The following is a 25,178-nucleotide window of genomic DNA, read 5'->3' as shown; positions in this document are numbered from 1 at the left end:
CATCTTCGTATTTATTCCAACGGCCAAGGAGTGCCTTATGAATGACCTCGTCCTGACCGACAACAGCGAGCTACTGACCCAACTGACAACCGGCCCGTCGCTGCGGGAAGTGGCCTCATCCACCTTGAAAGCAGCGCTGCACGAGCTGTACCCGAACCTGGATATCAACCCGAATCTGGCCATCGTCAGGACTCCAAAATGGTCTGTCCTGGAGGGCGAGCTCCTCCCCGAAAAAGCCCTTGAAGAAACCCTCACCGGCGCCCTCACACGCAGCGCAATGGCCCAGGCGCCGGTGACTTACCTGGATAACGAGCACTACCTGGTGAACTTTTCGGGCAGCGACGCGCACCTGCCCGTGAAAATTGATGCGATCGGGCGACTGATCAACGAGCTGGCGCCCCTGCTGCATGTGGCTTTCCAGGAGCAACAGGTGGATTTCTGGAACCAGAGTGCAGGCACCAATGGTCCGCGCTGGCGCCTGCTGGCCAAGACGTTGCGTGATGTCTGGAACGTGCAGGAGGTGGATGACTGGGATGCTGACGACTGCGCGGTGGCCCGACTGGTGTATCACTATCCCGATTACGCAGAGCGCCTGCCCCATGACAAATACGCTACTCGCACCTACCTTGTGGACGTTGACCGACAGGGCCACCCAAATGTCCAACATGCCGCCCTGCTGTCCACTGCGGTGCTGATTGCGCGCGACGAGCAGAAAACCATCCTTCTCACGTACTCGATCAACGAAGGGTACAAAAAGTTTGCCAGCCTGGAGGCCTTTGGCAAGACGCTGACGCCTTATCGGGACGCCATCCCCGACGCGGAACTTCACTGGCGGCTGCTGGAACCGGATGGCAATTTTTTCGAGTACCAGGCCTGCAGTTTGATCGGCCTGCAACTCGAAGCCATGGGTGACATCGACTTTTCCATCACTCACACACCGACCACGCAGAACCTGAATGCGCAGGCGACTGAAAAGGTGATCACCGCGTCCAGGATCAATAACATACGCAGCGCATTACCCGACTGGTTATTGAAGGCTTCGCAGACCAATCAGACCGCCTACGCACGCTACATGATGGACCTGGGTACCTTGTCTGTTCAGAACGGGGGCAGGACCTTCATCGATGAACTGCCGTCGATCACCGATTTTGCGCGCCAGGCGCTGCGTACACCGTTGCTCAGGGACCATCCCGAAGCTGCGCACCTGAATCTGGACGAGATAGAGATCACCGTCACCAGCCAGGTGGTCTGGGGCACCATCGCAGTCCCCGGCGCGACCCAAACCGAAACCTTCAATCTGGTCGAACTGGCCCTGCAGAACCTTGCCGAGCTGCCCCTGGGCGACAAAACCCTGAGCTACCGCAATGCCAGCGCAACGCCGGCCTGGATGACTGTCGCCTACCTGGAGCAACTGATTACCCAGGCCGATATCGGCCGGCACTACCCCGAGCAGGTCAACACGCGACTGCTCAAAGACCCCGCGCAAAGCCAACGCCGTCGACGCCTGTACACCGAGCAATTGCGCCTGCAACTGCCATTGCTGGCCCTGCAATACAAGATTCGCCAGACGTTCGACCTGGATGAGCTGGGCTATCGGTATGTGTGCGCCGTGATGCTTGAAGACGCCGCGCAGCGCCGGGTCGACGGCTATGCGGTGGTCATCCGGCCCCTGGCATTGCGCCCCACACGACGGTTGGGCAACGCTGCGGATCGGGTTGAAAATATGTTCATCATCGGGCCGCAGGATCCGAAAAAGGGTCCCTGCCTGCTGTATCGACCGCTGGCAGACGCACCCTTGATGCAATTTCCCTCACCGACCAATCTGCTTTATGCGATCAAACAGGACACTCCGCTGCGCCAGGCGGTCCTCGCGTGGCTGGCTGACGACGTGCGCAACGACTACACACAATTTGTCTTCCCTGGCAGCGTGCCCTCCCCCTGGGTGCTGCCGGAGCTGCTCAGCGCCCCCCTGAGTTCGTGGGTGATGAGCGGGCCTGTCGAATTCGACACCCAGCCGCTGGACGGCGATGTGTTCACAGCGCTTTACGAGGCCAACGCCCGCGCACTGGTGACATTGGCGGATCGGCAATCGGTCTCGAATGCGGAGGCGCGCTGGGAGAGCTTCAAGCACGCCGGCTGGGTGCTGCTCAACGCGGCATTGCCCTTCATGGGTCGCACGGCAGGCGCGGCGGCGTGGGTCTGGCAGCTTGTGGATGACTTGCAGCAAGGCATCGATGCCGAGGAAAGTGGCGAGACGTCCAAGGGCCTCGGCGCGGCCGTGGATTTTTTCCTGACGCTGGGCATGGCGCTGGCGCTGCACGTCAGTGAGCAGCACAAGCCAGCGGTTGCGCGGGAAAAGGCGTCGGTACCCAAGGCGCCGCTGCCGGACAAACTGTCGATTGTCCAGAAACCGACCCTCGATATTGCCCACTTGACCAGCACCCATGCAATGAGCCTGCACTTCAGTGGCGCGCTGACGCGCAGCCGCCTTAGCCTGGCCGCGACGCTGGACAGTTTCAGCCTGACCAAACCCGAAGGGCTGGGCGAACCCACCACCGCGCCCGGCGCCCATCTGCATCTTTATCCGAAGGGCTCGACGTGGTACGCCCCAGTGGCACACCGCTGGTTTGAGGTGACACTGGACGAAAACGATACGGTACTGATCATCGACCCCAAAAATCCGGATCGCCTGGGCCCGCCCTTGGTCAACAACCGACTTGGCCAGTGGTTTATTGACACGCGCCTGCGCCTGCGCGGCGGCGGGCTGCGCAGTCGGCGGCAGAAAGGCCAACGCCTGAGGCCGCCGAAAATCCGTGAGCTGCGCGAGCAACTGGATGCCTTCGATACCCGTCTGGACCAGCGGCGCAAGCAGTTGGTGGACCTGCAGGAGGCAATCGAAAAGGCAGCCCCGGCCGATCGTGCGCAGGCTCGCAGCACTTACCTGACGAACGTGACCACCCGTCTTGAAGAATTGGACCTGCCGATCTCTCAGCTCAAATCGCTGAATATCCTCGATACAGTGCCAACTTATCAGCAGGCCATGCTCGGCTACCTGGGCGACCAGATCATCCTCGCACGCAGCGCCACCGCCGAACACATGACCCACCTCGAAGAAGATCTGCTGAGCGCCTCTGACTACCTTGACCTTGAAAACATACCGGTGTCCCGCACGGCCCGTGAGGATTGTCGCCGCATCGATGCGTCCACCCAGGCGCTGATAGATCGCATCAGCTACCTTGATGCGCACCTCAAGGACGCACGCGCATTGGGTGCCGACGGCGTGCTGTTTGCCGATCAACAGGCTTCCCTCCTGCCCAGGTTGTCCGTGGATGACCTCAAGGCGTTTCGCATCACCCTGGCGCGTTTTCTGTGCTTGAACGAGGGCGCGGCGGCCGAGGCTCATTCGACGCTGAGCCAGATGGTCGACCGGGCAGACCTGGCGGTACAGAGCCTGTGCGAAGCCTTGCAGCCGAACAACCCGGCGACGCTGGAGGAGCAGATTCCGCTGCTCGACAGCCTGGTGGAGCAGTTTGCCGGACTGGATCAAAGCATGGCCGACTTGCCGGCCGACTTCCCGCAGGATGTGCATCGGCCGGCCCTTGAAACCCTGCAACAGCTCACTGAGCAATTTTCCCAACGGGCGACCAGACGGCTGACCAGCCTGTTGCGCGAACGCAAAGCGTTGGAGTCGATGACTGCCGGCCCATCCAAGGCTGCACCGCAACCTCGCACAAGGGTGATCAAGACCCGCTTCAAGGGTGTGGTGGTCGGTGAGGAACGCCCGTCGCACAGTGGCGAGCCGGCAACGCTGGTGGAGGTCAAACAACCACTGACCGGCAAGGTGATAGCCCTGTTTCATGAGAAAGACGGCGTGTGGGTTGAACGTCGACGCGTGTCGCCACAGCCTGCGCGCGCGGCTGCGCGTGATGTAGCCGCCAGTATCGCCGGTGCTCAGGCGTTGCTTGACGATGTAGATAATTTTATCGAGCGCACCAAGGGACTGGCCGGCGAAGCACGACGCCTGCCGGTCGAGATCGAAGAGCGTTTCCACCGCAAGGCCGACGAGTTAGAGCAGGCCAGCCGCGATATCGACTCGGCATTGACTGCCAGTAACCAGACCGAAAGCGCTTCGCCCTCGGCGGCGCTGACCAATCGCACCCTCGACAGCGCTGTCAAACGCCTCTACGCAGAGGGTCGCCGGGTCAAGCTGGACATGCTCAAGCTACGCCCCCCTACAGCCGCTCATGTCGAATTGCTGTACCGCGAAAAAGAAATCACCATCAACCCGTTGCCGGGTGCACGCAGCAAGCTCGCCGGGCGTCACAAAGGCTATTTGAAGGAATACGAAATCCTCGACGCGCAAAATGCCAATGCGCTGTGGTATGCGCACTTTCACTACAAGGACCTGATCAGCCCCGAGGAGACTTACACCGCCGCGCATCTTAAAACCAAGGCGCAGCGGCGTCTGGGCGGCAAGTATCAAACGCCCGGCCGCGGCGACGAACGCGACAGTATTGCGGTATACCGCAGCGAAATAAGCCCGCAACTGGCCCGATCACTGTTTTTTAACCCACCCCCTCCTGTAGGCGCGAGCGTGCTCGCGAAAAACGCCAAGACCCGGCGTTGAATCAGGATGCCCGCGTTATCGTTGACGATCTTCGCGAGCAAGCCCGCTGCTACCGGGGCCGCTGCAACCCCATGCCTGACGCAGGCGCCCCAGGGCCTGTGCGATCTGCGTCGGGGGCACTGCAGCAAATCCGAGCACCAGCCCGGCACGTTGGTCGGGCGGCGTGCTGGAATCGGGTAGCCAGTATTTGCTCAAGCCGGTGATCTCAACCCCCACGGCCTCGGCCTGCGCCAGCAATTGCTGCTCGCGGGCGAGACCGTCCACCCTAACGCTGAGGTGCAGGCCGGCGGTGACCGCGGGCAGGCAGCTCACGCCAGGCAATGGGCCCGGCCAGCCGCAGAGCAGCGCATCAAGTCGACTGAGAGCGGCGCGGCGCATGCGTCGGATGTGCCGCTGAAAATGCCCCGCCGCCATGAACTCGGCCATCACCGCCTGGGTGCTGACCTCCGAGTGGCGCATGTCGACGGCGCGGCGCCTGGAGAACGGTTCCACCAGTCCCGGCGGCAGCACCAGGTAGCCCAGACGCAATGCCGGGAACGCCACCTTGCCGAAAGTGCCGACATAGAGCACGCGCCCGCTGCGGTCCAACGCCGCCAACGGCGCCAGAGGGGCGCCGCTGTAGCGGTATTCGCCGTCGTAATCGTCCTCGATCACCCAACCGCCGGTGCGCTCGGCCCAGGCCAGCAAAGCCAGGCGTCGCGCCAGGCTCATCACCACCCCCAGCGGGTATTGATGGGCCGGGGTGACATAGACCAGGCGGCAATGCTCAAGGGCATTGAGCGCACCACAGTCGATGCCTTCGCTGTCCACCGCCACGCCGTGCAACTGGCCACCGGCCACGGCAAACGCACGGGCGGCGGCCTGGTACCCCGGATTTTCGATGGCAACCGAGGCACCCGGCTCCACCAGCAGCTGTGCACAAAGGCTGATGGCCTGCTGCGCGCCATTGGTGATCACTATTTGCTCAGCTGCGCATTGCAGACCACGGGCACTGCGCAGGTAAGCGGCAATCAGGCCGCGTAGACGCAGGTCCCCGGCCGGGTCGCCATAGCAAAGTTGTTGCAGGTCCGGTTTGCGCCAGAAAGCCGCATTCAGCTTGGCCCACACCTCAAAAGGAAACAGATCGAATGCCGGCACACCCACACGAAACGCACGCGGCGGCCCGCTGGGCGGGTGTGCCAGAGGGTGATTTTGCACGCGCTGCAACGCACTGCTGTGGATAACTTGTGTGCACGCGGCAAGCGGAACACTCGCACGATTTGTGGATAAGCTTGTGGGTAAGCCTGTTGACAAGCCTGTGGACAGTTTTGTGGATAAATTTTTTGCCGACGTAACTGCACGCGGTAATCGGGCCACATAGGTGCCGTCGCCCACCCGCGCCTCAATGAAGCCTTCGGCATACAGTTGATCGTAAGCGCGCACCACACTGTTGCGGGAAATCCCGAACACCGCCGCCAGGTCGCGGCTCGCCGGCAGCCGTGTGCCGCTGACCAGACGCCCGTCCAACACCCGCTGGCGCAGCGCCTGATACAACTGGCGCGTCAGGCCCTGGCCACGGTCCAGTTCAATACCGATGGGGTTGAACGATAGAGGTGGCTCGATGGTGGGCATGGTATTGGACCTGTCAAATGGGCCAGAGATGGCTCTTACAACGGACCATTAGCCTGCCTAGGATGGGCGCATTCGCCAAGGAAAATTTCCATGTACACACCTCGCGCCTTTGCCGTCGATGATCTGCACGAGCTCCAGCAATGGATCCGCCAAACCCGACTGGCCCAGTTGGTGACATTCGGTGAGCAAGGGCTGCTGGCCAGCCACCTGCCGCTGCTGCTCAAGCCTGACGAGAGCGCCAATGGCACGCTCTACGGGCATTTGGCCAGGGCCAATCCACAGTGGCTCGAGTTGCACAAAGGCGCCGAGGCTCTGGTGATTTTTGCGGGTGAGGAAGCCTATGTCAGCCCATCGTTCTATCCGGCCAAGGCCGAGCACGGCAAAGTGGTGCCGACCTGGAATTACCTGGCGGTGCATGCTTACGGCACCGCCGAGGTGTTCAGCGACGCAGCGCGCCTGCTGAATGTGGTCACGGCCCTCACTGCTCGCCACGAGGCCCGGCGCGAGCAGCCATGGCAAGTCAGCGACGCGCCGGCCGACTATATTGACGGCATGCTCAAGGCCATCGTCGGCTTCGCGCTGCCCATCGAACGCCTGATCGGTAAACGCAAACTCAGCCAGAACCGCAGCCCGGCCGACATCGCCGGGGTCCGCGATGGACTGGCGGCCAGCGACGATGTGCGTGACCAGGCCATAGCCCACCTTATTCCCCAAGGAGTGTCAGAATGAGCCCAGTCGATATCCGCCTCGTCACTGCCGCCGACCACGCCGCCTGGCTGCCGTTGTGGCAGGCGTATCTGGCGTTCTACAAGACCGAGTTGCCGCCGGCCGTCAGCCACAGCACCTGGCAACGCATGATCGACCCCGGCGAACCTACCCATTCAGCGTTGGCCTGGCAGGACAACGAGGCGGTGGGCATGGTCAACTTCATCTACCATCGTTCCAACTGGAGCATCGAAAACGCTTGCTACCTGCAGGACCTGCTGGTGGCCCCGTCCCGGCGCGGCACCGGCGTAGGCCGCAAGCTGATCGAATTCGTGTATGCCACGGCCAGGACCGACGGCTGCGCCAAGGTGCACTGGTTGACCCATGAGACCAATGCCACTGCGATCCAACTGTACGAACGCATCGCCGAACGCCCAGGCCTTATCCAATTTCGCCAAGCCCTTTAAGGAGCGCCGCATGTCCACTCCCCTCCCCGACTGGAAAGGCGCACCCGCGCCTGCCGTGCAACGGCTCGAAGGGCGTTTCATCCACCTGGAAAAACTCGACCCGGCGCAGCATGGCGACGACCTCTTCGACGCGCTGCAAGGCCCCGGCGCCGACCCCAGGCTGTGGGATTACTTGCCCTACGGCCCGTTCCCCGAGCGCGGTGCCTTCAATGCCTGGCTGGACAATCATGCCACGCACAGCGACCCGTATTTTTTCAGTGTGATCGACCGCGCGAGCGGCCGCGCCCAAGGCATCCTCAGCCTGATGTCCATCGTGCCCGAACACGGGCGCATCGAAATCGGCCACGTCACCTTTGGCGCACCGATGCAACGCTCGCCCAAAAGCACCGAGGCGGTGTACCTGCTCGCCAGGCACGCGTTCGACCTGGGCTATCGCCGGCTGGAATGGAAATGCAACAACGCCAACGACCGCTCCCGCTACGCAGCCGAACGGTTGGGATTCAGTTTTGAGGGGGTGTTCCGCCAGCACTCAGTGATCAAGGGCCACAACCGCGATACAGCGTGGTATTCGATCATCGACTCGGAGTGGCCGAAGGTGGGTGCAGGATTTGAAGCGTGGTTGTCAGAGGCCAACCAGGCAGGCACCGGCCAACTGAAAACCCTGGCCGAGTGCCGGGCCTGAACACAACATGGGAGGGGGCTTGCTCCCTCTTGTTAGACACAAAATAACTTTGTCGATTTTAACCTGGCGTTTCAGGCAGCCACACTCCTGTGGCGAGCGGGCGTGCCACAAAAAGCCCGCTCGCCACGCAGCCTCCTGGATTTTCAGCCTGTGGTGAATCAGCGATTCAGTTGCTCGGCCAACACCGCAATATGCTCCGGCCCGATCCCGCAGCAGCCGCCCAGGTGGCTCGCGCCCCGTGCCTGCCAGTCGGCGGCCCAGTGCAGGTAACCCGGTGGGTCGAGGTCGTCGCGCAGCGGGTCCAGACCGTCATTGGCCGTGGCTTCCTTGGGTTGCGGCGGGAAAGCATTGGCGTAGGCGCCGATCTGGATCGCCGCCCCCAGGCGCTCGAAGGTGTGCCGGGCGGCATCAATCGCTGCGCCGATCACTTCGGGTTGGCTGCAGTTGAACAGCAGCACCTGCACGCCCAACTGCGCCGCCGCTTCGGCCGCCTCCGTCACCGGCTCGCCCGAGCGCAGGCGCGGGACGTCGTCGGTGCCTTCATCCTTCAAGGTAAACGACAGCCAGAACGGCTTGCCGTCCTGCGGCAGGCCGGCATGAATCGCCCGCGCCTCGACGATTGAGCTCTGGGTTTCCGCCAGCCAGAGATCCACATGGGGCGCCAGACCCTGCACCAATGGGCTCAGCAGTTCGTTCACACGCTCGGCCTGGAACAGATCCGGGCGGTAAGACCCGAACAGCGGCGGCAACGAGCCCGCCACGCGCACGGCCTTGCCCGAAGCGTCCACCGCATGCCGCGCCAACTCACCGGCCAATGCGGCCAGCGCCTGGCCTTCCTCGGCAAACCGCGCTTCACCGATATGAAACGGCACCACGGCGTAGCTGTTGCTGGTAATCACGTTGGCGCCGCTGTCGATATACGCCGCGTGCACCGCCTCTACCGCTTGCGGCGCCTCGCTCAAGGCCAGTGCCGACCACTCCGGCTGGCGAAACGGCGCGCCCCGGCGTTGCAGTTCACGGCCCATGCCGCCGTCGAGAATTACTGTGCGTGCTGCGCCCATATGCTTTTTACTCATATGCTTATGAAAATAACTCACTATGAGAGTCGTTCTTATAACTATTTAATGCGTACCATCCGATTAATAACAACCTCTTTTTTATTCAGGTGTTCAATTTTGAAAATCAAACCGCTGCTGGCCCTGGGCCTGACACTGCTGGCTGCCTCCACCCAAGCCTTTGGTGGCGCCACCCTGGACCGCATCGAGCAAAAGAAGGAACTGGTCGGCGTGCTGATGGAAAGCTACCCGCCGTTCTCATTTCTCAATGACCAGAATCAGCTCGACGGTTTCGACGTGGATGTGGCCAAGGCCGTGGCGCAGAAACTGGGGGTGAAACTGCGCCTGGAAACCCCCTCGTGGGACGTGATCGCCGCCGGCCGCTGGAGCGGTCGCTATGACATTTGCATCTGCTCCATGACCCCGAGCAAGGCGCGCGCCGAGGTGTTCGACTTCCCGGTGGAGTACTACGCCTCGCCTGCCGTGATCGTGGTCAATGCCAAGGATGACCGCATCCACGAGGCCAAAGACCTGAGCGGCAAGAAAGTCGGCCTCACCAGTGCCTCCAGCTATGAAAGCTACCTGAACAAAAACCTGGTGATCGAAGGCGCCGAAGACACGCAGCTGCAATACCCGTTCGAAGACGTGCAGATTGCTCCGTATGACACCGACAACGTGGCCTTCCAGGACCTGGGCCTGGGTGCCGGCGTGCGCCTGGATGCGATCCTCACCAATCTGGTCACCGCCCAGCCACGCCTGAGCCAGGACAAGCGCTTCAAGCTGGCCGGCGCGCCGTTGTATTCGGAGCCCAACTCGGTGGCCATCGAGAAAGGCGACCCGCAGTGGGACAGCAAGGTGCGTGAGGTCTTCGCCCAGCTCAAACAGGACGGCACCTTGAGCAAGCTGTCGCAAAAATGGATCGGCGCCGACATCAGCCAATGAGTTTTCGCACACGGCTTTACCTGACCTGGGCAGCGCTGTTCATCCTGTTTGCGAGTTTTTTCCTGAGCTTCGACCTGAAGTTTTCGATCATCCTCGACAAGCTGCCCAACCTGGTCGGCCTGCACCTGGCGCCCAACGGGTTCCTGCAAGGCGCCGCGCTCACGCTTTTCCTGTGCCTGTGCTCGATGCTGGCATCGTCGGTGCTGGGGTTTGTCACGGCCCTGGGGCGCCTGTCGAAAAGCGCGGTGGCGTTTGGCATCGCCAGTTTCTACGCGTCGTTCTTTCGCGGCACGCCGCTGCTGATCCAGATTTTGCTGATCTACCTGGGCCTGCCGCAACTGGGCCTGGTGCCGGGCGCCATCGTTGCCGGGATCATTGCGCTGTCGCTGAACTATGGCGCCTACCTGAGCGAGATTTTCCGCGCCGGCATCCTCGGCGTGCCCCATGGGCAACGCGAGGCCGCCCTGGCCCTGGGCATGCGCGACAGTGCGATCTTCTGGCACGTCACCCTGCCCCAGGCCATGCGCACCATCATCCCGCCAGCGACCAATCAGTTCATCTCGATGCTCAAGGACTCGTCGCTGATCTCGGTGATGGGGGTGTGGGAAGTCATGTTCCTCGCGCAGTCCTACGGCCGCTCCAGCTACCGCTACATCGAGATGCTCACCACTGCGGCGATCATCTACTGGGTGATGTCCCTGGCACTGGAGTTGATCCAGGCGCGCATGGAGCGGCACTTCGGCAAGGGGTATGTGCGGCGCGGTTGAAGCGCTTCAGTGGTTGCGGCGTATCCTGACTACGCCCATCTTCATACCGAAGGGGCGAAACACCGCGTTCAGCGATTTGAGGGTCTGATTGCCCTCGCCATGCTCGATATGCACCAGGGTGCGCACCGAGATTTTGCACATTTTGGCAAACTGGTTCTGATGCAGCCCGGTGACCTCAGTGCGCAGGCGGCGTACGGCTTCGCCTATCTGCAGTGAACCGTCGGCAAGGCCTTGTTCAATGCTTTGCAGCAACAAGGCACGGGCATCCATGCTGGTCGTCATCTGAGCCCCCACTGCTTGAGCCGCAGGTCCAGTTTGCCCAGTGGGATACTGGGGTGATTCAAGGTCACGGCAGGCAGTCCTCCAGCCGCGAGCATGTCCGGCAACGCACGCAACTGTTCGGCGTCCTGGCGCAGTCGTTCAAACGCCAGTTCGGGATCGAGAATGTCGCCCAGCGCATCGCAGACACCCCGCCAATTGATGTCGCCCGCCACTTCCAGGGGTTTGGGCCACTTGGTCGTTCGGGTGACGCCCTCGGCATCCATCACCATGGGCGCCAGGTCATAAATGGGTGCCAGGCGAAGGGCGTCGCGTTCACGGATAATTGAGGTATTTCGCCCGTGGTTATCCGAGTTACCCAGCACTTTATTGAGCAAGTCCCGACGTAGATACTCGGCAACCAGCTCAGCTATCTGAGAGTGCTGGCCCACAGCGCGCCATTGCTCAACCAGCAGATTGATGACTTCCAGGTGATCCATATAGCTGCCTGGCGTGGTCACGCCCGCCAGGGAGTAAATCGATTCGACAGCCAGGCGTTCCACGCCGTTTTTGCCGACTCTGCGGTCAAAACGATGCATCCACAGGCTGGGTTTGGTGGCCTCTTCCAGTGCCAGGCCATCGGCAGCGACGGTGTTTATGCCAAGTGCCTGAAGCGCTTTGTAGTAGTGATATTCGCTTCTAAGGATGACCTGGTCATGCTGTGTAGCCTGGTTGCGAGCGAACTTGATGAACCAGTGTTGAGTCACGTCATCGTCATTCAGCACAGCATCTGGATACAGCAAGCCGTCCCTGCCTTGGGTCATCAACAGTTTCGGCGCCTCGCCGCCTGCTCCGGTAGCACCGCCGATCGCTGCACCCTGCTCATAGGCATATTCTAAAAAGCTGTTATCGCGAGCGACCACCTCATGCCGGGGAAAACCAACTGGCATTTCGCCGTCCAACGCTTGCACCGATTCCTTGATACGCATGTTGCCGATGGGTGCCGGTGTGCTGCGCCACAGTAGAAACAGATCGGCATTCAAGTCCTGCGGTTTTTCGTGGCCTATGCGTTTCATCAAGGAACGTCTGGCCGCGCCGGATGGGACGATATCGTGCAAAAAGGCGGGCGCTGATGAAAGCCCCGCAACATCCCAGGTCAGTGGAAACCGTGCGCTGACGGACCTGGAAAAAGGTTGTTGGATTGCCTCAATGTTGTCGACGAGATAATCCTGTCGGTAGTGAAACCTGCAGGCCCCCTCCAGCCCCTTTTGAGGCTCAGAGAACTCGAGGACCATAGCGTCATGCCAATGACCGTCGGTGAAAATCTGCAACATTAAAAGGTAGGTGGTTTCCATCTGCAATTTGGTGCACCTGCTTGGCAAATTACACAGCGTCACTGCAATATAGTGCATTTATAGGGTAGATGGAGGCCATATTTACGCATTAAAATGCATTTTTCCACACAAGCTCGTAAAAAAACGCAATTTAATGCAAATGAGCATTCAGAGCTTGAAGTGTTTTTAATCGCCGCCGAGTAGAGACAACTCCCGCAAAACAGCAGTCGCCAGCCTGACATTTATCACCCGTCCATCTCGCTAAATTCCCGGCCTCATTTATCAGAGGTTGGGATTACATGCTTCTTGCACCCCACAGATTTGCCCTGGTCATGGCCCTTGCGATCAGCACGGTCAGCCTTTCACCCGCCTATGCGCGAGGTGAGTTCGACTACTTGCACCACCACTCGCAACCCGACGACACAGAGGATGCCGAGTGGTATGAAGTGCCCGCAGTCGACACGCCGCGGCTGGACGGTTACTTGATCCAGAAGGCCACGTCGTACAATGGCTTGCAGGTCGCCGCCGTGCTGGATCCCGCGCTGGCCGACTTGATGGAGGCCGAACTGACGTCCGAAGATGAGAAGGCACTGGACGAAATCGCTGACGCCCTCACCGGGGAACCCGGAGGAATGGGTGCCGCCCTTGAACAACTGGCGGGCAGCCAGAACGCCAACCTCGCCGCCGCGACTCAAAACACCACGCAGCAGCTCGGCAGTCAGTTGCTTTCGACCCTGCACACACTGCCCGACACCGATGAGGGCCACTTCTGGACCAAAGGCGTGCGCAACGAAGGTCGCCTGGCCAGACAAGGCGGCAGCGCCGGTCTGAACACCGACACCCAAGGCTTGATGCTGGGCGCCGACTGGGCCCTGGGCCAGGCCTGGCACGTGGGTGTGATGGGCGCAAAGACCAGCAGCCGCTTCGATACCCAACGCTTCGACGCCGACCTCGACAGTTGGCACGTGGGTGGCTACGCAGTCCGGCGGGACGGGCCCTTGGCGCTGCGCCTGGGAGGCATCTACAGCCGCCATACCGGCACCAACAAACGCCGCATTCAACTGCTCGACCATGCGGAACAACTCAAGGGGAGCTACGACGCCCAGAGTCAAACCCTCTTCTCTGAGCTGGGCTACCAATTGGGCAGCGCGGGTTTCAGCGCCGAGCCGTTCATCGGGCTGGGCTATCAGCGCTATCACCGTGACAGCTTCAAGGAGCGCGGCGGTCTGGCAGCGCTGAACGTCGGCTCGCAAACCCAGCAAAACCTGAACAGTACCGTTGGCCTGCGTCTGGCGACGGAGTATCGCTTCGATCACCAGGTCAGTGTCACTCCTTACCTCAGCACACGCTGGAAACACCTCTACGGCGCGGTCGACAGCCAAGTGCGCCAGTCCTATCGCCACACCCCTGGGCTGATTGACGACTTCACCATCATCGGCACCTCGCTCGACCGCGACAGCCTGGACCTGCAAGCCGGCCTGGACCTGGCGCTGTCAGCGCAACACACCGTCGGCCTGAGCTACAGCGGCCAGGCCGGTAGCAATAGCCGCAACCAGGGCCTGATGGGGCAGTGGACGATGAGTTTTTAAGCGCCGCAGCCGCCAAATTACAAGCAAAAAAAGGGGAGCACCTGCCCCCCCGAGGATTAAACGGTCGCGTCGAAGGCTGTGTGTCAGCCTTCGATTTCAATCAGAATTTCGCCCGGATTGACCCGATCGCCCTTGGCCACATGAACAGCGCTCACCTTGCCGGCAATCGATGCCTGGACTTCGGTTTCCATCTTCATCGCTTCGGTAATCAGCACCGCCTGGCCGGCCTTGACGACGTCGCCTTCCTTGACCAGCACGTCGACGATATTGCCCGGCATTGCCGTGCTGACGTGCCCTGGCTCGGTGGCGTGCTTGCGCTTGCTGCCGCCGCTGCTGACAAAGTCATTGAGCGGTTCGAACACCACTTCTTCGGGCATGCCGTCGATGGACAGGTAGAAATGCCGCTTGCCCTCGGCCTTCACGCCCACACCGGTAATGTCCACGCGGTAGCTTTCGCCGTGCACGTCGATCACAAACTCGGTCGGCACGCCTTCCCCGCCTGCACGGGCCACGCCGCCAGCCTCAGGGATCGGCAGCAGCACTTCCGGCGCCAGGGTGCCGGCGTCGCGCTCTTCGAGGAACTTGCGTCCGATATCCGGGAACATGGCGTAGGTCAGCACGTCCTCTTCGGACTTGGCCAACGCTCCGATTTCACCGCGCAGTTTGGTCATTTCCGGCTTGAGCAAATCGGCCGGACGCACGTCGATCACGTCTTCGCTGCCGATGGCCTGGCGACGCAGCTTCTCATTCACGGCGCCCGGCGCCTTGCCGTAGCCGCCTTGCAGGTAAAGCTTCACTTCGTTGGTGATGGTCTTGTAGCGCTCGCCGGCCAGCACGTTGAAGAACGCCTGGGTGCCGACGATCTGCGAGGTCGGCGTGACCAGCGGCGGGAAGCCGAGGTCTTCACGCACGCGCGGGATTTCGGCCAGCACTTCGCTCATGCGGTTGAGGGCGCCTTGCTCTTTCAACTGGTTGGCCAGGTTGGAAATCATCCCGCCCGGCACCTGGTTGACCTGCACGCGGGTATCGACGGCGGTGAATTCGCTTTCGAACTGGTGGTATTTCTTGCGCACCGCATAGAAATACAGGCCGATTTCCTGCAGCAGCTCCAGGCTCAGGCCGGTGTCGAATTCGCTGCCTTTAAGCGCGGCGACCATCGACTCGGTGCCCGGATGGCTGGTGCCCCAGGCGAAGCTGGAGATCGCGGTGTCAATGTGGTCGGCACCGTTTTCAATGGCCTTGAGCTGACACATCGCAGCCAGGCCGGCGGTGTCGTGGGAGTGGATGAAAATCGGCAGGGTCTGCTCGGCTTTCAGCGCCTTGACCAGTTCGCCGGTGGCGTAGGGGGTCAGCAGACCGGCCATGTCCTTGATCGCAATCGAGTCGCACCCCATGGCTTCCAGCTGCCTGGCCTGGGCCACGAACGCTTCGACGGTGTGCACCGGACTGGTGGTGTAGGCGATGGTGCCCTGGGCGTGTTTGCCGGCGGCTTTCACCGCTTCGATGGCCACGCGCAGGTTACGCACGTCGTTCATCGCGTCGAAGATACGGAACACGTCGATCCCATTCGCGGCCGCCTTGGCGACGAAGGCTTTGACCACGTCATCGCTGTAGTGGCGATAGCCCAACAGGTTTTGCCCGCGCAACAGCATCTGCAAGCGCGTATTGGGCAACGCGGCACGCAGTTGGCGCAGGCGCTCCCACGGGTCTTCCTTCAAAAAGCGCACGCAGGCGTCGAAGGTCGCGCCGCCCCAGACCTCCAGGGACCAGTAGCCGACTTTATCGAGCTTGTCGCAGATCGGCAGCATGTCTTCGGTGCGCATGCGCGTGGCCAGCAACGATTGGTGGGCGTCGCGCAGGATGGTGTCGGTTACAAAGATTTTCTTGGACATTGTTGTATTCCTCACAGGCCTGCGTGGGCGGCGATGGCGGCGGCGATGGCCAGGGCCAGCTCTTCGGGTTTGCGCTTGATCGAGTAGTTGGTCAGCTCAGGATGGCTTTCCACGAAACTGGTGTTGAACTGGCCGCTGCGGAATTCCGGGTTGCGCAGGATTTCCTGGTAATAGGCGGCTGTGGTCTTCACGCCCTGCAGGCGCATGTCGTCCAAGGCACGCAGGCCTCGGTCCATGGCTTCTTCCCAGGTGAGCGCCCACACCACCAGCTTCAGGCACATGGAGTCGTAGAACGGCGGGATGGTGTAGCCGGTGTAAATCGCCGTATCGGTGCGCACGCCTGGGCCGCCGGGCGCGTAGTAGCGGGTGATCTTGCCGAAGCTGGGCAGGAAGTTGTTCTTCGGGTCTTCGGCGTTGATACGGAACTGCAACGCGAAACCACGGTGCTGGATGTCCTCCTGCTTCACCGACAGCGCCAGGCCGGAGGCGATGCGGATCTGCTCGCGCACGATATCGATGCCGGTGATTTCTTCGGTGATGGTGTGTTCCACCTGCACCCGGGTGTTCATCTCCATGAAATACACTTCGCCTTCGGCGAGCAAAAATTCCACGGTGCCGGCGTTCTCGTAGCCCACGGCCTTGGCGGCACGTACCGACAGGTCGCCGATGTAGGCGCGCTGTTCAGGGGTGAGCTGGGGGCTGGGGGCAATTTCGATCAGCTTCTGGTTGCGGCGCTGGATCGAGCAATCGCGCTCGAACAGGTGCACCACATTGCCAAAGCTGTCACCGAGGATCTGCGCCTCGATGTGCTTGGGATTGACGATGCATTTTTCCAGGAACACCTCCGCCGATCCGAAAGCCTTGGTGGCCTCGGAGATCACGCGGGGGAAGGCTTGTTCGAGTTCTTCACGGCTGTTGCACCGACGAATGCCGCGCCCGCCGCCGCCGGACGTGGCCTTGAGCATCACCGGGTAACCGATGCGGTCGCCTTCGGTGAGGGCCTCGGCGATGTCGGCGACGTTGCCTTCGGTGCCGGGGGTAACTGGCACGCCGGCCTTGATCATGCTGCGGCGCGCTTCGGTCTTGTCGCCCATGCGGCGGATCACTTCAGCCGAGGGGCCGATGAACTTGATACCACGTTCGGCGCAGATGTCCGCCAGTTCGGCATTTTCCGACAGGAAGCCGTAGCCGGGGTGCAGCGCGTCGCAGCCAGTTTCCACAGCCAGGTTCACCAGCTTGCGCGGGTTGAGATAACCGGCCAGAGGGTCGGCACCGATGCTGTGGGCTTCGTCGGCACGTTTAACGTGCAGCGCATGGCGGTCGGCATCGGAAAACACCGCGACCGAGCGAATACCCATCTCGGCACAGGCACGCACGATGCGGACGGCAATTTCCCCACGGTTGGCGATCAGGATCTTTTTTATCACTTGGAAATTCCCTTGAGCCGATTGCTGCGTCTTCGACCCGATGAAGCGGGGTCGGCGCGTGACCAAATGTTTCATGACAGTCGCGAGACACACACTAAGCCGCTGGAGGGATTAACAAAAATCAATAATTATTGGGTTGTGTATAAGTAAAGACTTATAGTCGATGTACTCGGGCTGGCAGGAGATATTCGATAATGCGTAAGTCATTGATGCGACTGACATTGCGTCAGCTGCAAATCTTCAATGAGGTGTGTGATCTGCGGTCCTACAGCCGGGCGGCCGAGGAAATGTCCCTCACGCAACCGGCCGTGAGCCTGCAAATCCGCCAGCTTGAAGAGCTGATCGGTCAGCCGTTATTCGATTATGTCGGCAAAAAGCTCTACATGACCGAGGCCGCCGAAGCCCTGCAGCGGGCCAGCCGCGATATATTCGGGCGCCTGGAAAACCTCGATATGCAATTGTCGGACATGCAGGGGTCGCTGCAAGGCCAGTTGAAACTGGCGGTGGAGTCCAGCGCCAAGTACTTCGTGCCGCACCTGTTCGCAGCTTTCAAACGCCAGCATCCTGACGTGCAACTGCACCTCACGGTGGTAAACCGCGCACAGGTGATTCGCAGGCTGTCGGACAACCGCGACGATTTGGTGATCATGTCCATGGTGCCCCAGGACATGGGCCTGGAATTCCTGCCCTTCCTCAACAACCCGATTGTGGCGGTGGCGCCACCGGACCATCCGTTGAGCCTCAAGGGCCCGCTGCGCCTGCAGGACCTGGAACCTTACACGCTGCTGCTGCGCGAACCGGGCTCCGGCACGCGGATGGCCTGTGAGGAGTATTTCAAGGAAAAACGCGTGCACTTCACCCAGACGGTGGAAGTGGCTTCGGCCGAGGCGCAACGCGAATGCGTGTGCGCCGGGCTCGGCGTGGCGCTGCTGACGCGCCATGCGGTCAACATGGAACTGGCCACCGGCGGGCTCAAGGAGCTGCCGGTGGAAGAACTGCCGCTGTACCGCAGCTGGTGCCTGGTGCAGGCCAAGGCCAAACGCCTGTCACCGGTGGCCCATGCCTTCCTGGGCTTTATCCGCGGCGAGCGGTTGCAGATCAGCGTGCTGGCTGAGCGTTTCGCTGGGCGGCCGCGGGTGCCTGCCAATGCAGTTCCGGATAATCACTGATGCTTTGCAGCAGTTGACGCTGGTCACAACGGTCTTCGATTGCGCGACGGAACGCCATGCGACGCTGGTCTTCCTGCTGACGACGGGTTTTGACGGAGCTGCTGCTTTCTTCGTAGTGCCGGGCCATTTCGAGTCTCCCAATGCGAGTACGGGAGCTCAGGATGGTCCTGGGGGATGACGCGGCGATGACAGCCTGATGAAGATTTTGGGCACGCAGCAGATGCAAGCCCCCTCCCACATGTTGATCGCGTGCGACCTTGAATCAGTCGTCGAGAGCTTTGACCGACTTGGGCGACAACCGCAGGCTGCGCAAGCTGCGCTTCACGCTCTTGAGGTGGTTGACCAGGCTCGGTCCGCGCGCCATGGCAACGCCCATGGCGAGTACGTCGATTACCACCAGGTGGGCGATGCGCGAGGTCAGCGGCGTATAGATTTCGGTGTCTTCGTGCACATCGATCGCCAGATTGACCGTGGACAGTTCCGCCAATGGCGTCTGACTCGGGCACAGGGTGATCAGTGAGGCGCCGCTTTCGCGCACCAGGTTGGCGGTGATCAGCAGGTCTTTGGAGCGGCCGGACTGGGAAATGCAGATGGCCACGTCGGTAGGCTTCAAGGTCACCGCCGACATCGCCTGCATGTGCGGGTCGCTGTAGGCGGCTGCGGTGAGCAGCAAGCGGAAGAATTTGTGCTGGGCGTCGGCCGCCACGGCACCCGAGGCGCCAAAACCATAGAACTCCACGCGCTGGGCCTGGGACATGGCGGTCACGGCCTTTTGCAGCTCCACCGGGTCGAGCTTCTCGCGCACTTCCATCAGGGTATGCAGAGTGGTGTCAAAAATCTTGAGGCTGTAGTCGGCGACCGAATCGTCTTCGTGGATCGCAAACTGGCCAAAACTCGCACCGGCAGCCAGGCTCTGGGCCAGCTTGAGTTTCAGGTCCTGGAACCCCGAGCAACCGATGGCGCGGCAGAAGCGCACGATGGTCGGCTCGCTGATGCCCACGCTGTGGGCCAGGTCGGCCATGGAACTGTGCATCACGGCCGCAGGGTCAAGCAGCACGTGATCGGCAACCTTGAGTTCCGATTTGCGTAACAGGTGGCGCGACTGGGCGATATGTTGCAACAGGTTCACAGGGCAGGACTCTTGTTATTGGCAGATGCCAGGGATGTAGCAAGCTTGTAGTTATACTACAAGAATTGCCGTTTTGCCCGCGTGATCCTTTACTAAATCGCCTTCTTCCCCCTTGAATTCAAGGCCAGACACCATGTAGCAACAACGGCGGCCCCAGCGTCGTTAAGGAAAATCCGCATTCTCGCGTAACAATTGCGCGAACTGTGCGGCCGGGATCGGCCGGCTGATCAGGTAGCCCTGCACCTCGTCGCACTGTTGCGCGCGCAGGAAATCCAGCTGCTGCTGATCTTCCACGCCTTCGGCCACCACCTTGAGCGCCAGGCCGTGGGCCATGGCGATGATTGCGCGGGTGATGGCCGCGTCTTCGCGCCCCTGTCCCAGCCCCCGAATAAAGGTCTGGTCGATCTTCACGTAGTCCACGGGGATGCGCTTGAGGTAGCTCAGGGACGAATAGCCGGTACCAAAATCGTCGATGGCCAGCTTTACCCCCAGGTCGCGCAGTTGCTGGAAGGTGGCGATGATGTGCTCGACGCTGTCGAGCAACTGGCTTTCCGTCAGCTCCAGCTCCAGGTACTGCGGGTCCAGGCCGGTTTCTTCAAGCACCTGGCGCACCAGGCTGACCAGCTTGCCCTGGCGCAACTGATGCACCGACAGGTTCACCGACACCCGGATCGGCGCCAGCCCCTGGCGCTGCCACTCACAGGCCTGCCAGCAGGCCTGGCGCAGCACGAACTCGCCCAGCGGCACAATCAGGCCGGTCTCTTCGGCCAGACCGATAAAATCCCCCGGCGGCACCATGCCCCACTGCGGATGTTCCCAACGCACCAGGGCTTCGGCTGCATTGAGCGTGCCGCTGACCAGGCACAGCTTGGGCTGGTAAAACACCGTGAGCTGGCGCTCGTCGATAGCCTTGCGCAGGTGATTTTCCAGTTGCAGACGCTCCAGGGTGCTGGCTTGCAGACTGTCGGTATAGAACTGGAAGTTATTGCCGCCCAGGTGCTTGGCGTGTTGCATGGCCATATTCGATTGGCTGACCAGAGCGGAAATTTCCCGCGCGTTATCCGGCAACAGGCTGACCCCCATTGAGGCGCTGACCACCAATTCATGCCCCTCCACCGTGACCGGCACGCGCAGCTTGGCCAATAATCGCGTGGCCACCCGCGCCAGGCTGGAGAGGTTGCCGTAGGCATCAAACAGCACGGCGAATTCGTCACCGGACAGGCGCGCGATGGTGTCGGCCTCGGGCAAGGCATTGATCAAGCGCCGCGCCATCTTCTGCAACAACTGGTCGGCCACTTCATGGCCCAGGCTATCGTTGAGCAACTTGAAACGGTCCAGGTTGATATGCAGCAGCGCCAGGCTGCGGCCGCCCTGACGCACCCGCTGGTGCGCCTCGCGCAGCCGCTCGCGAAACAGCGAGCGGTTGGCCAACCCGGTCAATTCGTCGTAGTGAGTGAGATAGCGCATGCGCTCCTCCGACTCACGTCTGGCGGACAGATCGGCGAAGAAGCCCACAATATGGCTGACGTTGCCACGAACATCGCGCACCACGTTCAGTTGCAGCCATTGCGGGTACAACTCGCCGTTCTTGCGCGTTTCCACCAGCTCACCTTGCCAGGTGCCATGGCTGAGCAGCGCCTGATGGATCAGCGGGAAGTGACGTCGAGCGTCGCGGCTGCAGGGCAGCTCCACGACGTTGCGGCCGAGCATGTCATCAATATCAAAGCCGGTGACCCGGCTGAAGGCCTGGTTGACGGCGATCAGCGCGTAATTCGGGTCAAGGATCACGATGCCTTCGCTGGCGGCCTCAAACACCGTCGAGGCCAGCCGCTGCTGCTCTTCAAGGACCTTTTCGGCACTGATGTCACGGCGCGTGCCGAGCATGCGCGTCACGCGCCCGCTGGCTGAATGCTCCACCGCGCGGCCACGGTCTTCGATCCACACCCAGTGGCCATCGCCGTGGCGCACGCGGTATTGCACCTGATAGTCCTCGCTGCGGCCCTTGAGGTGATCCACCAGCGCGCGCTTGAGCAACGGCAGATCCTCGGGGTGCAGGCGCGGCCTGAGATGACTGAGCATGGCCGTCATGTACTCAGGCTCCAGGCCGAACAACTCCTTGAGCTGAGAGTGGTGGACTTCGTCGGTCTGCAGGTTCCAGTCCCACAGGCCCAATTCGCTGGCTTGCAGGGCCATGGCCAGGCGCTCTTCGCTTTTATTCAGGGCAAGGCTGGCGGCATCGAGTTCCTGGCTGCGCTGCGCCACGCGGTCCTGCAAGCCGATTTGTGCCTCGCGCAGGTCCTGTTCGACCTTGCGCCGCTGCTCGACTTCGCGCACCAGGTCCTGATTGAGCTGCTCGCTGCGCTGCCGGGCCTGTTGCAGGTGTTCGATCAAGGCCTGGTTCTGGAAGCGCCGCACCAGCCCGCGCTGGATCAGGCGGTTGACCTGCCAGGCGACCAGGCTGAGCGATGCCAGCAGAATCAGCCCGAGCACGGCCCAGCCACGCTGCTGCGCCGCGCCGTCCCAGAACAGATAGGCGATGGCCGGCACCAGGCACGGCAAGGCAAACGACAGGAATGCCGACAGACTCACGGCATAGGCCACGCTGGCCGACAAGGTGGCCGCCCCGAGCAGACCGAACACCCAGGCCTGCTGCATGAAGCTGTCCTTGGGCACCAAAGCGATGGCGGCGATGGCCAGGGTCAGGCCGCTGACCGCCGAGCCGAGCATGAACATGCGCCGCCACACGGGTTGCGCCTGCCGACTGGGCATCGCCGAATCAAATGCCGCCACCTGGATCACGCGCATCGCCACCAGGGCGAGCAACCAGACCATCCAGAGGCTGTCGAGCAGGTATTGCCGGGGGTTCCACAGCAGCCAGGCACAGACCAGACCATTCACCAACATCAATAAGGTCGGCAGCAGCGAGCCCTGATAAAGCAGGCGTGTGCGCTCGACCGCCATCTCGGTGGCGTAGTGCTTGCGGATAACCTGCGCGGGCGCGGCCGTGAGGCCAGACAGGTCAGTGCTGAGGGTCATAGGCGATGTTCTTAGAATGGTGAGCCCGAACGTTCGCGGAGCATACACAAGCAAGTGCCCAGGCCAAACCGCCCAGTGTGATTAAAATCACCGGCCATTGGCGCGCATAGCTGGGGCCCTGCGGCCTTCAGCGAGACGCCGCGCGGGCTGTGGCCATGACTTACCGGTCATCCCGAGCGAAAGAATATTTACCGGGCAGCAGCGCGACGCGGGTTTTCCGTCGACCGGGCGGCATTGGGATTTGCCCGACTCCCCCCGGCACCCTAGAATGCGTCGATGCGCGATGATCTCTCCCTTCTGCTGAACTCCCTCAACGACGCCCAACGCCAGGCCGTAGCCGCCCCCGTTGGCCGTCAGTTGGTCCTGGCCGGTGCTGGCTCCGGTAAAACCCGAGTGCTGGTGCACCGTATCGCCTGGTTGATCCAGGTCGAGAACGCGTCGCCGCACTCCATCCTCTCGGTGACCTTCACCAACAAGGCGGCTGCCGAGATGCGCCACCGCATCGAGCAGTTGATGGGCATCAGCCCGGCTGGCATGTGGGTGGGCACCTTCCACGGCCTGGCGCACCGCCTGTTGCGCGCGCACTGGCAGGAAGCGGGCCTGAGCCAGTCCTTCCAGATCCTCGACAGCGACGACCAGCAACGCCTGGTCAAGCGGGTGATGCGCGAGCTGGGCCTTGACGAACAGCGCTGGCCCGCACGCCAGGCGCAGTGGTTTATCAACGGCCAGAAGGACGAAGGCCTGCGCCCGCAGCATATTCAGGCCAGCGGCGATCTGTTCCTGGCCACCATGCGCAGCGTTTATGAAGCCTACGAGGCCGCCTGCCTGCGTGCCGGGGTGATCGACTTCTCCGAATTGCTGTTGCGCGCCCTTGACCTGTGGCGCGACAACCCGGGCCTGCTGGCGCATTACCAGAAACGCTTTCGCCACATTCTGGTGGACGAGTTCCAGGACACCAACGCCGTGCAGTACGCCTGGTTGCGCCTGCTGGCCAAGGGCGGCGACAGCCTGATGGTAGTGGGCGACGACGACCAGTCGATCTATGGCTGGCGCGGCGCGAAAATCGAGAACATCTACCAGTACTCCGATGACTTCCCGGACGCGATCACCATCCGCCTGGAGCAGAACTACCGCTCCACCGCCGGCATCCTCAAGGCCGCCAACGCCTTGATCGCCAACAACACCGGGCGCATGGGCAAGGAGCTGTGGACCGACGGCGGCGAAGGTGAAGCGATCAACCTGTACGCCGCGTTCAACGAGCACGATGAAGCGCGCTATGTGGTGGAAACCATTGAAAGCGCATTGAAAACCGGCCTGGCGCGCAGCGACATCGCCATTCTGTACCGCTCCAACGCCCAATCGCGGGTGCTGGAAGAAGCGTTGCTGCGCGAGCGCATCCCCTATCGCATCTATGGCGGTCAGCGCTTCTTCGAGCGCGCGGAAATCAAGAACGCCATGGCCTACCTGCGTCTGCTGGAGGGCCGTGGCAACGATGCCGCGCTGGAACGGGTGATCAACGTGCCAGCGCGTGGCATCGGCGAGAAGACCGTCGAGGCGATCCGCGAACACGCCCGCCATGCGGATGTGTCGATGTGGGAAGCCATGCGCCTGCTCATCGCCAACAAAGGCCTGACCGGCCGCGCTGCCGGGGCGTTGGGCGGGTTTGTCGAGTTGATCGACAACCTCGCCGCCAAGTGCATGGAAATGCCCCTGCACCTGATGACCCAGACCGTGATCGAACAGTCCGGGCTGATCGCCTATCACGAAGCGGAAAAAGGCGAGAAAGGCCAGGCCCGGGTAGAAAACCTTGAGGAACTGGTCAGCGCCGCCAGGGCGTTCGAAAACGCCGAGACCGAAGAAGACCTTACACCGCTCGCCGCGTTCCTCGGCCATGCCTCATTGGAGGCCGGTGATACCCAGGCCGACGAGCATGAAGACAGCGTCCAACTGATGACCTTGCACAGCGCCAAGGGCCTGGAGTTTCCGTATGTGTTCCTGGTGGGCATGGAAGAAGGCCTGTTCCCGCACAAGATGAGCCTGGAAGAGCCGGGTCGCCTTGAGGAAGAACGCCGCCTGGCCTATGTGGGCATCACCCGGGCGATGCAGAACCTGGTGATGACCTACGCCGAGACCCGACGCCTGTACGGCAGCGAGACCTACAACAAGGTGTCGCGCTTCGTACGTGAAGTGCCGAAGGGACTGATCCAGGAAGTGCGCCTGTCCAACAGCGTCAGCCGCCCGTTCGGCGGTGGCCAGCAGCAGAACAGCAGCACCCTGTTTGCAGGCTCGGAGATCCCCGAAACCCAGTTCAGTCTGGGCCAGCAGGTGCGGCATTCGATTTTCGGCGAAGGGGTGATCCTCAACTTCGAGGGTGCCGGCGCCCAGGCACGGGTACAGGTGAACTTCGCCGAAGGCAGCAAGTGGCTGATGATGGGTTACGCCAAGCTCGAGGCTGTCTGACACATTTGCCTGCATGAAGGTTATTGGC

General features: G+C 61.7%; 18 protein-coding genes. 9 read left to right on the top strand and 9 right to left on the bottom strand.

From position 1 onward, the window contains the following. The first annotated feature begins 37 nt into the window (after positions 1 to 37). Entirely contained in the window at positions 38 to 4,627 is a 4,590-nt protein-coding gene (locus tag TU79_RS00980) for a dermonecrotic toxin domain-containing protein (protein WP_057006304.1), read from the top strand. A 15-nt stretch (positions 4,628 to 4,642) separates the two neighbouring features. On the opposite strand, the gene pdxR is transcribed toward TU79_RS00980, so the two are convergent. Further along, positions 4,643 to 6,238: a MocR-like pyridoxine biosynthesis transcription factor PdxR gene (gene pdxR, locus TU79_RS00975; RefSeq protein WP_057006303.1), complete on the bottom strand. Its 1,596-nt coding sequence runs from the start codon at positions 6,236 to 6,238 to the stop codon at positions 4,643 to 4,645. Between the two features lie 90 nt (positions 6,239 to 6,328). Between pdxR and TU79_RS00970 the strand changes: the two genes are divergently transcribed. The 3 genes from TU79_RS00970 to TU79_RS00960 are packed head-to-tail and all read left to right on the top strand — an operon-like array spanning position 6,329 to position 8,092. After that, a complete protein-coding gene (locus TU79_RS00970) occupies positions 6,329 to 6,967 on the top strand; it encodes an FMN-binding negative transcriptional regulator (RefSeq protein WP_057006302.1) in 639 nt (212 codons plus the stop codon). Further along, on the top strand, positions 6,964 to 7,410 hold the full coding sequence (locus TU79_RS00965) for a GNAT family N-acetyltransferase (RefSeq protein ID WP_057006301.1): 447 nt from the start codon (positions 6,964 to 6,966) through the stop codon (positions 7,408 to 7,410). Before TU79_RS00970 ends, TU79_RS00965 begins: the two co-directional genes overlap by 4 nt. A 10-nt stretch (positions 7,411 to 7,420) precedes the next feature. Next, complete coding sequence (locus TU79_RS00960) at positions 7,421 to 8,092, top strand: GNAT family N-acetyltransferase (protein ID WP_057006300.1); 672 nt, start codon at positions 7,421 to 7,423, stop codon at positions 8,090 to 8,092. 158 nt (positions 8,093 to 8,250) lie between these two features. Here TU79_RS00960 and TU79_RS00955 read toward each other — a convergent pair whose 3' ends face one another. After that, complete coding sequence (locus TU79_RS00955) at positions 8,251 to 9,153, bottom strand: homocysteine S-methyltransferase family protein (protein ID WP_057006299.1); 903 nt, start codon at positions 9,151 to 9,153, stop codon at positions 8,251 to 8,253. 114 nt (positions 9,154 to 9,267) lie between these two features. Between TU79_RS00955 and TU79_RS00950 the strand changes: the two genes are divergently transcribed. Beyond that, complete coding sequence (locus TU79_RS00950) at positions 9,268 to 10,089, top strand: ABC transporter substrate-binding protein (RefSeq protein WP_057006298.1); 822 nt, start codon at positions 9,268 to 9,270, stop codon at positions 10,087 to 10,089. Beyond that, complete coding sequence (locus TU79_RS00945) at positions 10,086 to 10,856, top strand: amino acid ABC transporter permease (protein ID WP_057006297.1); 771 nt, start codon at positions 10,086 to 10,088, stop codon at positions 10,854 to 10,856. Before TU79_RS00950 ends, TU79_RS00945 begins: the two co-directional genes overlap by 4 nt. A 6-nt stretch (positions 10,857 to 10,862) precedes the next feature. Here TU79_RS00945 and TU79_RS00940 read toward each other — a convergent pair whose 3' ends face one another. Continuing rightward, entirely contained in the window at positions 10,863 to 11,138 is a 276-nt protein-coding gene (locus TU79_RS00940; RefSeq protein WP_057006296.1) for a helix-turn-helix domain-containing protein, read from the bottom strand. Further along, on the bottom strand, positions 11,135 to 12,469 hold the full coding sequence (locus TU79_RS00935; RefSeq protein WP_057006709.1) for a type II toxin-antitoxin system HipA family toxin: 1,335 nt from the start codon (positions 12,467 to 12,469) through the stop codon (positions 11,135 to 11,137). The genes TU79_RS00940 and TU79_RS00935 overlap by 4 nt, the downstream gene beginning before the upstream one ends. 311 nt (positions 12,470 to 12,780) lie before the next feature. On the opposite strand from TU79_RS00935, the gene TU79_RS00930 reads away from it, so the two are divergent. Continuing rightward, positions 12,781 to 14,037 (top strand): autotransporter outer membrane beta-barrel domain-containing protein, encoded by a 1,257-nt coding sequence (locus tag TU79_RS00930; RefSeq protein ID WP_082638318.1) that lies wholly within the window; start codon positions 12,781 to 12,783, stop codon positions 14,035 to 14,037. Between the two features lie 83 nt (positions 14,038 to 14,120). On the opposite strand, the gene oadA is transcribed toward TU79_RS00930, so the two are convergent. Together oadA and TU79_RS00920 are read right to left on the bottom strand one after the other, a co-directional pair. After that, entirely contained in the window at positions 14,121 to 15,929 is a 1,809-nt protein-coding gene (oadA, locus tag TU79_RS00925; protein ID WP_057006294.1) for a sodium-extruding oxaloacetate decarboxylase subunit alpha, read from the bottom strand. Positions 15,930 to 15,940: 11 nt separating this feature from the next. Next, positions 15,941 to 17,356, bottom strand: coding sequence for an acetyl-CoA carboxylase biotin carboxylase subunit (locus TU79_RS00920; RefSeq protein WP_057006293.1), 1,416 nt, complete (start codon positions 17,354 to 17,356; stop codon positions 15,941 to 15,943). 194 nt (positions 17,357 to 17,550) lie between these two features. On the opposite strand from TU79_RS00920, the gene TU79_RS00915 reads away from it, so the two are divergent. Continuing rightward, on the top strand, positions 17,551 to 18,525 hold the full coding sequence (locus TU79_RS00915; RefSeq protein ID WP_057006292.1) for a LysR family transcriptional regulator: 975 nt from the start codon (positions 17,551 to 17,553) through the stop codon (positions 18,523 to 18,525). Here TU79_RS00915 and TU79_RS26495 read toward each other — a convergent pair. The 3 genes from TU79_RS26495 to TU79_RS00905 form a co-directional block, all read right to left on the bottom strand. Next, entirely contained in the window at positions 18,455 to 18,652 is a 198-nt protein-coding gene (locus TU79_RS26495) for a PA3496 family putative envelope integrity protein (RefSeq protein ID WP_082638316.1), read from the bottom strand. The two genes, TU79_RS00915 and TU79_RS26495, sit on opposite strands and share 71 nt — an antisense overlap. 135 nt (positions 18,653 to 18,787) lie before the next feature. After that, positions 18,788 to 19,654, bottom strand: coding sequence for a transcriptional regulator HexR (hexR, locus tag TU79_RS00910; RefSeq protein WP_003177007.1), 867 nt, complete (start codon positions 19,652 to 19,654; stop codon positions 18,788 to 18,790). 162 nt (positions 19,655 to 19,816) lie between these two features. Continuing rightward, entirely contained in the window at positions 19,817 to 22,690 is a 2,874-nt protein-coding gene (locus tag TU79_RS00905) for a GGDEF and EAL domain-containing protein (protein ID WP_057006291.1), read from the bottom strand. 276 nt (positions 22,691 to 22,966) lie between these two features. Here TU79_RS00905 and uvrD point away from each other — a divergent pair, with 276 nt between their 5' ends. After that, entirely contained in the window at positions 22,967 to 25,150 is a 2,184-nt protein-coding gene (gene uvrD / locus TU79_RS00900) for a DNA helicase II (protein WP_057006290.1), read from the top strand. Positions 25,151 to 25,178 lie beyond the last annotated feature (28 nt).

It is taken from the genome of Pseudomonas trivialis (assembly GCF_001439805.1).
In the GTDB taxonomy this organism is placed as follows: Bacteria; Pseudomonadota; Gammaproteobacteria; order Pseudomonadales; family Pseudomonadaceae; genus Aquipseudomonas; species Aquipseudomonas trivialis.
The sequence above is the reverse complement of the archived record's forward strand: the minus strand, read 5'-3'. Positions and strand labels throughout refer to the sequence as shown.